At 33.8% G+C, this 13,777-nt stretch carries 14 protein-coding genes; 12 read left to right on the top strand and 2 right to left on the bottom strand.

Annotation, left to right across the window (positions count from 1 at the left end):
- The first annotated feature begins 124 nt into the window (after positions 1 to 124).
- The 12 genes from ACLS0A_RS06450 (at position 125) to ACLS0A_RS06395 (ending at position 11,538) form a co-directional block, all read left to right on the top strand.
- Positions 125 to 2,275: a type VI secretion system Vgr family protein gene (locus ACLS0A_RS06450; RefSeq protein ID WP_423105290.1), complete on the top strand. Its 2,151-nt coding sequence runs from the start codon at positions 125 to 127 to the stop codon at positions 2,273 to 2,275.
- Positions 2,275 to 2,937, top strand: coding sequence for a hypothetical protein (locus tag ACLS0A_RS06445; protein WP_416083481.1), 663 nt, complete (start codon positions 2,275 to 2,277; stop codon positions 2,935 to 2,937). The genes ACLS0A_RS06450 and ACLS0A_RS06445 overlap by 1 nt, the downstream gene beginning before the upstream one ends.
- Positions 2,938 to 3,478: 541 nt before the next feature.
- Positions 3,479 to 3,691 (top strand): hypothetical protein, encoded by a 213-nt coding sequence (locus ACLS0A_RS06440; RefSeq protein WP_416083482.1) that lies wholly within the window; start codon positions 3,479 to 3,481, stop codon positions 3,689 to 3,691.
- Positions 3,692 to 3,834: 143 nt separating this feature from the next.
- Positions 3,835 to 4,377, top strand: coding sequence for a hypothetical protein (locus ACLS0A_RS06435; RefSeq protein WP_423106816.1), 543 nt, complete (start codon positions 3,835 to 3,837; stop codon positions 4,375 to 4,377).
- A gap of 1,010 nt (positions 4,378 to 5,387) precedes the next feature.
- A complete protein-coding gene (locus tag ACLS0A_RS06430) occupies positions 5,388 to 5,810 on the top strand; it encodes a hypothetical protein (RefSeq protein WP_416083164.1) in 423 nt (140 codons plus the stop codon).
- The gene (locus ACLS0A_RS06425; RefSeq protein ID WP_416083163.1) at positions 5,811 to 7,235 is read left to right on the top strand and encodes a hypothetical protein; all 1,425 of its coding nucleotides are present in this window, start codon (positions 5,811 to 5,813) and stop codon (positions 7,233 to 7,235) included. It begins immediately after the preceding gene.
- On the top strand, positions 7,226 to 7,984 hold the full coding sequence (locus tag ACLS0A_RS06420; RefSeq protein ID WP_416083162.1) for a hypothetical protein: 759 nt from the start codon (positions 7,226 to 7,228) through the stop codon (positions 7,982 to 7,984). The genes ACLS0A_RS06425 and ACLS0A_RS06420 overlap by 10 nt, the downstream gene beginning before the upstream one ends.
- A 195-nt stretch (positions 7,985 to 8,179) precedes the next feature.
- A complete protein-coding gene (locus ACLS0A_RS06415; RefSeq protein ID WP_416083161.1) occupies positions 8,180 to 8,548 on the top strand; it encodes a hypothetical protein in 369 nt (122 codons plus the stop codon).
- Positions 8,542 to 9,102 carry a hypothetical protein gene (locus ACLS0A_RS06410; protein WP_416083160.1) on the top strand — a complete coding sequence of 187 codons (561 nt, stop codon included), beginning with the start codon at positions 8,542 to 8,544 and terminating at the stop codon, positions 9,100 to 9,102. Before ACLS0A_RS06415 ends, ACLS0A_RS06410 begins: the two co-directional genes overlap by 7 nt.
- 419 nt (positions 9,103 to 9,521) lie before the next feature.
- The gene (locus tag ACLS0A_RS06405; RefSeq protein ID WP_416083159.1) at positions 9,522 to 10,007 is read left to right on the top strand and encodes a hypothetical protein; all 486 of its coding nucleotides are present in this window, start codon (positions 9,522 to 9,524) and stop codon (positions 10,005 to 10,007) included.
- 14 nt (positions 10,008 to 10,021) lie between these two features.
- Positions 10,022 to 10,834, top strand: coding sequence for a hypothetical protein (locus tag ACLS0A_RS06400; RefSeq protein WP_416083158.1), 813 nt, complete (start codon positions 10,022 to 10,024; stop codon positions 10,832 to 10,834).
- A gap of 119 nt (positions 10,835 to 10,953) precedes the next feature.
- The gene (locus ACLS0A_RS06395) at positions 10,954 to 11,538 is read left to right on the top strand and encodes a tyrosine-protein phosphatase (protein WP_416083157.1); all 585 of its coding nucleotides are present in this window, start codon (positions 10,954 to 10,956) and stop codon (positions 11,536 to 11,538) included.
- 82 nt (positions 11,539 to 11,620) lie between these two features.
- Here the strand turns inward: ACLS0A_RS06395 and ACLS0A_RS06390 are convergent, their stop codons facing one another.
- Complete coding sequence (locus ACLS0A_RS06390) at positions 11,621 to 12,352, bottom strand: DUF6396 domain-containing protein (protein WP_416083156.1); 732 nt, start codon at positions 12,350 to 12,352, stop codon at positions 11,621 to 11,623.
- 260 nt (positions 12,353 to 12,612) lie between these two features.
- Positions 12,613 to 13,575, bottom strand: a complete 963-nt coding sequence (locus tag ACLS0A_RS06385) for an SEL1-like repeat protein (protein WP_416083155.1) — start codon at positions 13,573 to 13,575, stop codon at positions 12,613 to 12,615.
- Positions 13,576 to 13,777 lie beyond the last annotated feature (202 nt).

Genomic DNA, 13,777 nt, shown 5'->3' with positions numbered 1-13,777 from the left:
TAGGCTGACAAAGCTTCTATTATGTACCGCTGTCTTATAGAAGAGTGGTTACGAACTTATTGTGTTTTGGAAATACAGTATGTATATGTCACGCCAGATAAAAAATTTTAATAAGGGATAAACAATGAACACACTAAAATTCCCCGATTTTTCTGTTTCCAAAGGCCTCCACTTAACCCTCGAAGTGGCACAACTGCCGCCTGACACCTTCCGTGTTGTCAAATTCGATTTCGAAGAAGGCTATAATTCCCTCTTTAAACTCTCCATTGTCGCGGCAACACAACATAACCAGCTTCCATTTGGTTCACTACTCGACTGCGCCGCAACCCTTTCCATCTGGCAAGATGGTGAGCGACAACGTAATATCTCCGGTATCGTCACACAAATCAAACTCGGTAAAACCGGTGAACGCTATACCTTTTATCACTTTACCCTCTCCCCGCATCTCTGGCGATTAACCCAAAAAAGACGCTCTCGCATTTTCCAGCATACCAGTATTGAAGCTATCTTAAAAACCCTGCTAAGCGATTCCGATGTGCTTTTTCACACCATTGATATCGCCTACCGCACAAGACGGGAATATTGTGTGCAATACCGCGAAACCGATTATGAATTTTTCCAACGGATTATCGGTGAAGAAGGCTTGTTTTTCTTTTGTACGGAAGATGAACATAATCAAATTGACCGGCTCTTTATTTACGATGATGCCCATCGTTTATCCAAGGAAGATACCCTCTCCCTTGACTATAATGCCAATCCTACCGTATTACGCCAAGCCCCTCATCTCCGTACCTTCCAATGGACCGAACAAATTCGTCCTTCTGAAGTGTTGTTAAAAGATTACACCTTCAAAAAACCGAACTGGAATGCGGAATATGGCTTACAAGCCACACAAGAAGAGATTCAATTCCAAGGAGACTACCCTTACTACGACTACCCTGGCCGCTATAAAAATGACAGTGGCGAACGCTTTGCCCAATATCGTCTCGACAGTTTACGCCGTGATGCCCATACGGGCGAGGGAGAAAGCAATCACTTTGCCTTAAGGATAGGTCAACTCTTACACATTCATCGCCATCCTCGTTCGGAATTTAATCAGCCTTGGCAATTAACTTACATTCAACATCATGGCGAACAACCGCAAGCCTTAGAAGAGGAAAGCCATTTTAGCCAACGTGAAAACACCACCTTTATCACTAATCGTTTTGAATGTCTTTCTCCGGAGAAAACTTTCCGTAGTAATTTCCCTCAAAAACCACAAATCTGTGGCACACAAACTGCGGTAGTCACGGGCCCCAAAGGGGAAGAAATCTTCACGGATTACCAAGGCCGAGTGAAAGTGAAATTTCATTGGGATAAAGGGGAATTCAACGATTCCAGAAGTTCTTGCTGGGTACGTATTGCCCAACCTTGGGCGGGGCAAAACTGGGGAATGCTCGCCATTCCGCGTGTTGGGCAAGAAGTGGTGGTGAGTTTTTTAGAAGGCGACCCTGACCAACCGCTGATTATTGGACGCGTGTATAATGAGCTACAAATCCCTCCGGGTAATCTGCCTGCCACCTATACTCAAATGCACATTAAATCGAAAACCTACAAAGGAGAGGGTTACAACAGCATTCTCTTTGAGGATGCCGCGAACCGAGAATTATTTGAAATGCATGCCCAGCGGGATATGACCACCTTGGTTGAGCATGACCAAAAAAATCACATCAAAAACCACCGCACTTTAACAGTTAACGGTAGCCAACGTACTCAAATTGACCAAGGCAGAACCACCCAAATCACCACCGGTAATGACATCAAAACCGTCTTAACGGGAAATAATCTTGAAACCATCAGCTTACTTAAAGCTATCCAAGCGAAAGAGATTTTCAACGCGGCACACGACCGCATTGAGCTTGAAGTGGGCAAACAAACCAGCCTGACGATGGACAATGAAAAGATTCTCCTTCGCTTTGGTAAAAACACGATTTTGATGAATGAAGAAGGGATTTGGTTGGATGGCGTGCATATTGGAATGCAGGAGAAGGAGTTGCAAGTGCCGGATAATACAGGGGAATTAAAACCGCTCTATAGGCTCCAGTTCCATCTATTAGATGATGAAGGAAGACCTTACCAAAATACCCCTTTTTCAATTAAATTACCAGAAGGCGAACAAAAAGGAATAACGGATGAAAATGGATTGACACCTGTCTATTTTAGTGAACAATTTGCTGAAGCTGAAATTCGGTTACATATTGATGAAGCAGAAAATCATCATTGGAGTTGGAAATAATGGAAAAAGAGAAAAAGACAACCGTCGGAACATTTACACAAGACCCGACTAAGAGTATTGTTAAAGTTCAAATCACGAGAAGAATTCCTGATGGGGTTTATGTTTGGATTGAAACAGATGGATTTGGGCATACATTTATTAGTATACATAAAGCAAAAAATATTTATGTATATTCTTACGGCAGATATGATGATGTTGATAAAATCCCTATTAGTGGAGAAGGAGTTCTGGGGAATTTTAAAAATGATAGCGCTATAAGCTTCATAAGATCTGAGTTAGACGCAAAAAATTATAAAATATATAAAATCAATGATGTCTCATTAGATAAAAACATAACTTTCTTTGAGGACTTGTGGAATAATAGTAATGAAACACCTAATAACTCTAACAAAAAAGAGATATGGAAAAAATATGGAAAGGTTATTAGTAAATATAATTTATTTTATAGAAACTGCACAACAGTTACTATTGACTCATTAAAGTATGCTGGCACAAACATATTTAACATTGAATTAAAAGACTCTTCCGATAATATAGAATATAGATACAAAATAGAAGGAATCATTGCACCATTAGAATTAGGAAACTTTATGGAGACTAGAAAAACATCCTCAACTAACATTAGTGACTTCACATCACAAATAAAGTCCTACTTCAACTAAAAAGAGATGAAATATGAAATACATACTATTTACAATCCTTGCCATTTTTTTTGCATTAATAATAATCGATATCAACCTAAATATAAAATATAGTATATTCGTTGATGAAACTATGGATCACACCCTTTACAAGAGGATATTTTCTTTTTTTTATTCTTGCAATCATATTCTGTCAATTCACTTTCTTTTTAGTTTTTTTTCAAAAAGAAGAAAATATTTTATTTTCTTATCTTTAATCACGCTCTCTCTATTAATTGGCGGATGGGCTTTTATAAATGCCACTAACTCATTTAAATCGAACATAGGAAAAGAGGTTATTTCGATATACCTTGAATATTTTTTATTATTTTTTATCTCTGTTTTGTTATTTATATCGAAGACTTATATTAAAATAAAAAATTGAAACTATATAAACAACATATATGCATAAAGTCTATTCTCAGATTCCTAAAGGAGTAATATTATAGAAAGGAGTTAAAATGAGACTTATTCTATTATTTTTGTTTTTAAGCGTACCCTGCTTTGCTAAAGAAAAAAAGAGGTGTTTTTAGACTTTAGAGATTATGCTTTAAAACTATGTTTAACTATAAACTACAAAGAGCTTGGCATTGAATTAAATGACGCCTCTAAATTATCTGAAAATCACTCTGTAGAGGAAATATATGATTTAATGAATTTTGTAACTCAAAAAACAAATGAATTTCATAAAAAAATATATAATACACATGGAGGAAAGAAAAGATGTTATAGCTAATGATATATTTTTGCAATGCATTAATTTTTATAAATCAAAAGAACTTTCTGATTTTATTGAAAAATTAGAAAAATAATGATTTATATCGTATATCCATTAGTAAAACATTAAAGAATACATTTTATTTTTAGAGTTAAAATGATATGCCAAATAAAAAGTTTTTATTAATACTTTTATTTTTTATAATTAATAATAGCAATGCATCCAACTTGCTTACAAAAGTAAAAGAGAAACTTTCTAATGATAAGTTAGCTTTGGAGCAATTCCAATATTTAGGAGCATTACATTGTCTTGATGTAAGAATAGGAATGGGAAAGAACTCATTATTTACTAATGAATATATACATCTTTATAATAACCTTTATCCCCTCCCTAGATTATTTAAAAGTAATAAATTACTGGAAAAATATATTATTATTGAAAAAGATGTTATCTTTACAAAAAAAGGAGTTATGCTGGATAAATATTTCCACAATGACCTTAATTTCTGTTTAAAATTATATTCATCATCTAACATAAAAAAACAATACTTAAACTTTATCTCTAAAAAGATTAACTATATAGATGAAGATCCTGATTCTTCTGAATATGAGGATGAAAAAACTATAAGAGAAAATATGCTAGACTATATCAATAGAGGAAAATTAGACGTACATAGGTTTTTAGATGGGCTTCCAAAAGAATAAAAGAAAAATGAACAATATCTTTCTTAAACAAAATGCTGAATGGTTCGCTATAATTACTTTATTTCTGTTATATGTCTGTACAGGAAATTTTAGATACTCTAAAGTTGTAGATGACACAGAATTCTATATCCATTATATATTTTCATTTTTTATTTTTCTTTTCATAAGAAATAAAATAATAAACAAAAAAGAAAGGGTTTATTTTTTATACTTTTACCTGCATTAAGCTTACTTTGCTCCCATTTTATAACATCATTTTATTATTATGGATATGATTTAGAGTAGTTTTTTATTAAAACCCTTCTATTATATTTATTAATGGGTTATTTTTATCTTAGTCTATTGATGATATTACCCTATAAATTTTTAAAGTAAATTTATAAATATGAGGCGCATACTATTTATAATTCTTGCTATTTTTGTATTAATAAAAATCGACATCAACCTAAATATAAAATATAGCATATTCGTTGATGAAACTATGGATCACACCCTTTACAAGGGGATATTTTTTTATTCTTGCAATCATATTCTGTCAACTCACTTTCTTTTTACTTTTTGCAGATCAGGCCATTAGAAATCTAAAAAATGCATTGTTAAATAAGGGCTAATTTTATTTCTATGAAAAATAAAGCTATAACATTCATACTATTTATTCATTTTATTTCTGTTATTTTATAATTTTTCTTTAAATCTATACTCTCTATTAATAGATTCTGAAAATTTTATCCCCAGAAAGAGTAATATATTTACATTTCATCCAACATCTATTGATAGCGGTTCTGATAGATTTTGGTTGTATGGCGAAGATTTCACCAACTATTATTATTTTAACTGGAATGAAAACAAGTCATATTTTTTCACGCCTAAAAATAATAAATGTCAAAACTTTGATAAATTTAATTATAGAACTTGGTGTAAATTAATAAAGGAATATAATTAAAAAAGATTCATATGGAAGTTTCATATACCAATATAACTCATTCAGCAATAATAAAGCTAGATAGTAATTGTACAACCACCTTAAAGTTGTCCAAGCGAAAGAGATTTTCAACGCGGCGCACGACCGTATTGAGATTGAAGTGGGTAAACAAACTAGCCTGACGATGGACAATGAAAAGATTCTCCTTCGCTTTGGTAAAAACACGATTTTGATGAATGAAGAAGGGATTTGGTTGGATGGCGTGCATATTGGAATGCAGGAGACAGAAGTCGAATTAGCCTCAAACCAATCGCAATATGAAGATAAAAAAATGACTTTACAATATGCTGATATCTATGGAAAATCCCCACAAGGAGAAGAAATCACTCTCACACCCTCTAAATCGGGTCAGTCGCTTCAACTTACTGCAGATAGCCAAGGAAAAATAGAGATAGAAGACACGAGTCTCAACTTTTTTACTGCAACTCAGTCAACAAGGGAGAAAAAGTAGATGTCATCAGCAGCGCATCACAATGAAACTTCAATAAGAAGAAAAGAAGTTCGCTATATTTTCTTACCTGGAGAACCTGTTGAAAAGCTCGCTCGTTCTTGTGATTACACTATTTTATTAGGCACTGTACAAGAAGTTGTGTTCAACTTCCAAACGAAACTATTTACGGATTTAACCGTTGAAATTCTCCCAAGTGAAAAAGATAGCAACAATTTTAGACTCAATGCCGTTTATGATAAACAAACCAAAAAATTAATACATGGTAACTTCTCTATTTCAAATCAAGGCATTCCCTACCGTGTCCAAGTGAGCCGATTTTTTGATGGCACATTTATTGTTCGCTCAAAAGATAAAGAACTGGGACGATACAAAACCACAAGAATAGGCATTCAGACCGAAGAAATAGAAAAACCAGATTTATGGCTAGAGCCTATGTATATTGGATTTTCAGATGTGCCAGATATTAATCAACTACATGGCATTCATAAGGAGCATCAACAAAGTGCTTATAAATGGGTAAAAACGCTTGATCAATTTAATCATCAAGAAGTATTTAAACCCCTCTATCAACCTGAACGCATTCTTCAGGCTTTTGATGAATTATGGAAAGATAATGGTTATGCTTGCATCAAAAATGAGCCTGAGGAAGTTGGTGTGGTTGCGTTATTTAAAGTCAAAAAAGAATCTAATCTCTCAAAAATTCCCTTACAATACTATCCTTTTGGAACACCAGTCGAACGCTATAAAACAGCACAAACAGTTGAAGTAAGGGAATTAGAACATATCCTTGAAGATAAAGAATATAAGGAGCTTATAGAGATTCTCCAATATTACTCTAACGATGACATGGCTTTAGTTAAAGATACAATTGATTACACATTAGAAAATAAACATTGGATAAAAGCAATGAGTCATAAAGTCGAAGTAAAATGGATAAACGGATATTTAGCCATTGTATTTAAAGGAAAAACTCCTGCTTTTGGATTTAGATATGCTGGATTAGCGCATGAAAAATTAAAAGGTGTAACCGGAGGAATTCATATTAGTAAAAATATTAAACGGATTTGGCTATCCGCAAAAGAAGTACTATCCATCAAATCATTAGCTAAAGCAAATTTCTCCGGCCCATTAGCCGCAACAGGATTCGTGATTGATGTCATTTTGGATTATGATACAGTGATGTTGGATGAAGCAGGAAGTCGAGATATTGTAGAGTTATTAGGAAGAATTGGATTATCTTTCTTGGGCGGAATAGCTACTGTGGCGATAAGTTCTATATTGACTTCTTTAATATTATCTATTTCCGGATTTATGCCCGCTTTCCCTGTAATATTAATCTTCTTACTTAGTGGCATTGTTATTGTCAGTATAGGTTATGCTATTAACCAAGCCATTGATTACATAAAGGATGAAACATGGAACTAAAATATTTAAACGAAAATAGTAGATTTATTTTTAATAAATATAAAACAGGTGTAGGATCTTATAAATTTATATTAACAGTCTTTTTTATTTTTTTAATCATACAATATGCAATCCTCTTCTTTACAGACCTTAATATCCCAATAGAAAAGAAAAATAAGTTAATAGTGTTGTTTTTGATAGGAGAGCTTACCTATCTATTTTTATTCTATCTCATAACACAATTCCTTTCAAAAAAGAATAATATTATTGCATTAATGTATCTTCATTCTACCATCTTTGGTATGGGATGCATGAGTATTGTATTGCTCTTTTTTCCAGCTTATGTTTTAAGTTATTTTCTATACCCTGAATTATACTTAAATCTTATTCTTATACTCTCTTTCCTTCTGTTTGTAGCAATAATTCACGTCATTAGAATCAATGAAGAAAAGTTAATTACAGATAGCCTTTCTATTTTTTCTGGTAAAAAATCTTCTAAAGAGATCGTAAGTTTAGATAACTTGGCAAAGAGTAAAATTTTAAAGTATGCCCTTTATATTATCTTAACCATTTTTATAATCAGTATGTTCCAATCTACTCGGAGTCGGCACGCAGAAAATGGACTTTACTATGTTCTCCAAACTGCAATTATAGGAAATTGTGCAATATTGTATTCAGATATGTGTTATGTATTACTCATAATCAAAATAGAAACAAAAAGATTAATAAAAATATGTAATAGCGATAATAAAAATCCAAAAATTAAATAAATATTGTAGAAGTTAAAACTTCTATATAAGCTACCTTTAACTAAGGTAAAAAAACAAACTTTTATAACATAGATAATAAATTATTTCATTGTGAGCAACTCACCTCGGAAAACTATGATTTAATTCAAAACACAATATAAAAACCATTATCAATAAGAGATTTTCAACGCGACACACGACCGCATTGAACTTGAAGTGGGCAAACAAACCAGCCTGACGATGGACAATGAAAAGATTCTCCTTCGCTTTGGTAAAAACACGATTTTGATGAATGAAGAAGGCATTTGGTTGGATGGCGTGCATATTGGAATGCAGGAGAAGGAGTTGCAAGTGCCGGATAATACAGGGGAATTAAAACCGCTCTATAGGCTTCAGTTCCATCTATTAGATGATGAAGGAAGACCTTACCAAAATACCCCTTTTTCAATTAAATTACCAGAAGGTGAACAGAAAGGTATAACAGATGAAAATGGATTGACACCTGTCTATTTTAGTGAACAATCTGCTGAAGCTGAAATTCGGTTACATATTAATAAATTAGATGAGAGAAGTTGGACATGGTAGATAATAAAACATCAAAAGCAAATTTCAAAATAAATGACTATATGGAAACAATTAAAATATCAAGACCCAAATATATTCTCTATGTAATAACAAATGAGAATACATGGGAAGATTCATTTCATCTCTATAATGTTTGGGGTATTGGTACACATACAGGAATGATTCTTGAAAATACTCAAAACAAGAGTGAATCTTTATTATATGACCCAAGTGGAAGTTATTTTTTCAAAAGAGAAAGTGGCGAAATTATCTACCCAGGTAGTGGCTATACATTATCAGGAGATGATTTTTCATTTGAAGGCTACATTAATTATCAAAAAGAAGATGGTGAAGATGTTTATGCACATATATTTTATCTTTCTGATGAAGAAGGAGAAAGAATCAAAAATAATATAGAAGCAGATAGACGTTGTGGTCCTATGGGATGCACTGAATGTTCAAGTGAAGTACTTAAAGGTGGAACTGGTAAATTTAAGAACTTAGAAATAACTAGCCGTCCCAATCAACTAGGAAACCAATTAAGAAAATTATCAGATATAACTATAAAACTATAGTGGGGAGAGATAAATGAAAAATATCTTTATTAAAAAAAATGCTGAATGGTTTGCTATAATTACTTTCTTTTTGTTATATATATGCACAGGAAGATTTAGATATTCTAAGGTTGTAGACTATCAAGGAATATATTTATATTACATTCTTTCTTTTACCTTATGGTTTTTGATAAGAACATTTTTCCACACTAAGAAATATTTATTTTTCATAGTTTGCCCAATAATTTGTCTATTTCTATCCTGCTTTATTATGTCTTTTTATTATTTTAATTCTGGCTTTATATTTTTTTTAATACATTTTATCCTATGCTATATAGTTATGGGATATATTTATCTGAGCTTGCTAATGATCTTATTTTACAAGATTTTAAAATGATAAATTTCTTATTAGAGCCTTTGAATATTATCAAATTAATCAGATGTTAGACCCATATCCTGCCGATCAGGTCGGCTATGAGCTCGGAAAGGACTTCAATCGTGCTTATGGAATAGCGACTGCTGACTACCGAATATCCGAAAAAGTCACCTTGTTTCAATTAAAAATTACCGAAGCGCAGTATGAAGCCATTTATAAAAATGTGGTGCGAATCAGAAACGTAATAGAACAACGAGAGCAATATTATAATATTGCAAACAATTATACCTGTGCAAAAGTGGTAAGGTATGATGCTATTGGAAATATTTTGCCTGATTTACCTTGGGGAAGAAGTGCTGTGATGACAGGGCATATCCAAGCAATTAATCCTTATGCGTTTTATGACCAAATGCAGGAATATGAAGCACAGAATGAACTTATTGGACGAAAAGTAATCGATAAAGGAAGCAAAGATGATACAGAACTTTTCTGGAATAAGTTTATTAAGGCAATTCGAGATAAAAAACAACCACGCGATGTTTTTTTATAACCGGAGACAACCCAATGACAACGAAGAACCGATTATACAAAATACTAACCAGTCTATGCTTCTGTTTTGCTTATATTACCTGTTTTGCAGAAACAACTAATCAGGAGACTATCGAAAAACAATATATTGATATCAATGAGCTTACCGCCAAACATGCCTACCAATTTACACCACAAGATATTGCTATTGTTAAAAAATTAATTTGGAGTAGCTTAAATGTTCTCGGTCAAAAATCTAGCATAGCAGAAGAGATTTCTAAGCTAGGTAAACCTTTTGAAGGTGGGGAAATTCTGCCTAAAAAATTCTTTTCACCCATTCGAGATGGAGGAATCTTTAACTATCATACTTTTGAAAAAAGACGTGAAGGTAATAAAGAAATTTTTGTTGAAGGCATATACAGTAGTCAAATTAGAAAACGCTTCAATGAAAAATATTGGGATTTTGCTCTAATACGTCTTGGCGTAGATGACTATGGACAAGCAACCCAATTTTTAGACCGTGATTTTAAAGAATTTAATTTAACGTTTAAAGAAAAATTCTTCTTTCTCGATTTATCGTCAAGAGATCAAGTTAAATATGCAGGAAATACTGAAGAATATATTGGTAAAGATAAATGCTACGCGATTTATCGTTTTGAACGTGTTATTGGAAAGGAGGAATACCACTTTTATTTTTGTGTAAATCGTGAGAATTACGATGAACACGCACCTTATCCTAATAAGTGGGGAAATCTAGCCATAATACGGGTAGATGATCCAGCTCCAGACAAATCACGTTACAAAGTTGTACCATATAAATCAACAACGCTGCCGAATTGGGGGAAATAAGAATTATCAATATGATTTGTTGAGTATTAAACAATATTGTAGAAGTTAAAACTTCTATATAAGCTACCTTTAACTAAGGTAAAAAACAAACTAACTAAATTAGGCGCTAAAGTATATCTATGAAAAAAATTTATATAATTATTCCAATGTTACTTATTTCTTCCTGTACAACAACGCCCACGGAAACACCGCAGAATACACAGCATTGGGCCGTATTGCAGAACCAAGAAACAAACCTTTATAACATAGATAATAAATTATTTCGTAGTGAGCAACTCACCTCAGAAAACTATGATTTAATTCAAAAACACAATATAAAAACCATTGTCAATTTACGTTTTTTTGATCGTAATGAAGACAGGAACGCTTTTCAGCATACCAATTTAAAACTTATCAATACACCATTACTTTCTTGGGCAATAACGCCTAAAGAAGTCGCTAATGTACTATGGGAAATTGAACAAGCACAAAATCAAGGTGCGGTATTAGTGCATTGTTATCATGGCGCAGATCGTACAGGTCTAATTTCTGCTATGTATCGAATCATATATCAAAATTGGGAGCCTAACGAAGCAAAACGAGAAATGATCGAAGGGCCGTATGGCTTCCACTCAATTTGGAAAAACATCGAAGGATTTTTTACCCCAGATAATATTAATCAAGTTAGAGAAAATCTAATTCAATTAAGAATGAATAAAAACTAGCACAATCTTTTAACAAAAATCTGCACCTTAATAAGTTGCCTCTTAGTTCAACTTTTGGGGTGCAGATAAAATAATGGTTTCCTTATTTTTTCAACGGCAATCCAGTTTGCCAATCAAGCCCTGCTTTTTCAGCCAGTTTTTGCATTAGCTCATCACTGGGTTTTTGTGGTGATGGGCCTTCAAACCAACGTTGAAAGGCAATTTTGCCGTCCCAAGGGGGAAGTTTGGCAGGGGGTAAAGGCACAATTTCATCAAGATCGGGAACGGTGGGTTTTAGAAAATCATAATCAAATAAATAATCGCCAATCATTTCATAGCGTTTTGATCGTTCAAGATCTTGGATAATTCCCGCATTTAGGCGATGCTTCTTGCTTTTATCAAATCCTTGGTATAGTTTAAATGCAGATTGCTGATTGCCCGATTTTACACCTTGATGATAGGCTTGAATTGCTTCTTGATATTTTTTATCAGATTCATAATAAATTCCTAACCACTTTGCGGCCTCACCTTGCCCCTGCGTTGTTGCACATTTCAGTAATTGCTCTCTTAAATCTAGACGAAATTTTAGTGTGGCATCATCTTTAATTAATGCTAATGTCTGTCCTAGATTAAGTTGCGCCTCCCTACTCCCCATATCCGCTGCTTTACGCAAATAGACAAACTTCCCCCCTGGGGTAGTTTTTACCCCATAGTTGCTATCAAGGTGGTAATAAAGTTTATACATTGCTGTGGCAGGTAAAGTTTTTTCTAACTCTTTATTTAAGTGATACACTTCTGTTTGTGGTTTTTTCACCACCACACGTTTGGTTTCCAATACACTCAAAGGTGAGATTATCTAAAATACTGTTGGTTTTTTGCATCGGCTTATCCTTATTGGTTGAGGCCACTGTGTGACACGCACACAAGCTGGCAATAAGACTGAGTAATACAAGTTTTTTGGTTGATTTCATTAGTCTGACCTCGCTACATTAGGATAAAAATAGAACAGTGATGCTTAAACAAAAACCATAAATCCGCCTTAATTTTCCACCGCACTTTTTTCTGCTCTAAATTAAAAGTGCGGTGGTTTTTCCCTTATTTTTTCAACGGCAATCCAGTTTGCCAATCTAACCCTGCTTTTTCAGCCAGTTTTTGCATTAACTCATCGCTTGGCTTTTGCGGTGAAGGGCCTTCAAACCAACGTTGAAAAGCGATTTTACCATCCCAAGGGGGAAGCTTGGCTGGCGGTAAGGGAACGATTTCATCAAGATCGGGGACGGTGGGTTTGAGGAAATAATATTTAGAAAGATAACTTTTAACCATTTTATATCTTACAGAACGCTCAAGATCTTGAGCCCCCCCCTCATTTAATGGATGCTTCTCGCTTTTATCAAATCCTTGATATAGCTTAAATGCGGATTGCTGATTACCCGCTTTTACACCTTGATGATAGGCTTTAATTGCTTTGTGATATTTTTTATCTGATTCATAATAAATCCCTAACCACTTTGCGGCATCTCCTTGTCCCTGCGTTGCGGCACATTTTAGTAATTGTTCCCGCAGATCTAACCTAAATCGCAAGGTATTTTTATCATTAAGCAACGCTAAAAGCTGTCCTATATCATATTGTGCATCTCGACTTCCCATATCCGCTGCTTTTCGTAAATACGCAAACTTCCCCCCTGGGGTAGTTTTTACCCCATAGTTGCTATCAAGGTGGTAATAAAGTTTATACATTGCTGTGGCAGGTAAAGTTTTTTCTAACTCTTTATTTAAGTGATACACTTCTGTTTGTGGTTTTTTCACCACCACACGTTTGGTTTCCAACAGCCACTGTAGGCGTAAATTCGCTTGGTAATCACCATTGTAAGCAGCAATACGGTAATACACCGCCATATTTTGCCAGACCTCATCACCTTTCTTGCCCCGCCACATATTGTGTAAATCATGATAAAGGGCATAGTCATAGAGGCTATGTACTTCTTTATCAATAGATGGACGCACTTCATGTTTACACTCAAAGGTGAGATTATCTAAAATACTGTTGGTTTTTTGCATCGGCTTATCCTTATTGGTTGAGGCCACTGTGTGACACGCACACAAGCTGGCAATAAGACTGAATAATACAAGTTTTTTGATTGGTTTCATTAGTCTGACCTCGCTACATTAGGATAAAAATAGAACAATGATGCTTAAACAAAAACCATAAATCCGCCTTAATTTTCCACCGCACTTTATTTCTGCCCTAAGTTAAAAGTGC

It is taken from the genome of Avibacterium volantium (assembly GCF_049366555.1).
GTDB lineage: Bacteria > Pseudomonadota > Gammaproteobacteria > Enterobacterales > Pasteurellaceae > Avibacterium > Avibacterium volantium_A.
Note: the sequence above shows the minus strand (reverse complement) of the source record. Positions and strands in the feature narration are given on the sequence as shown.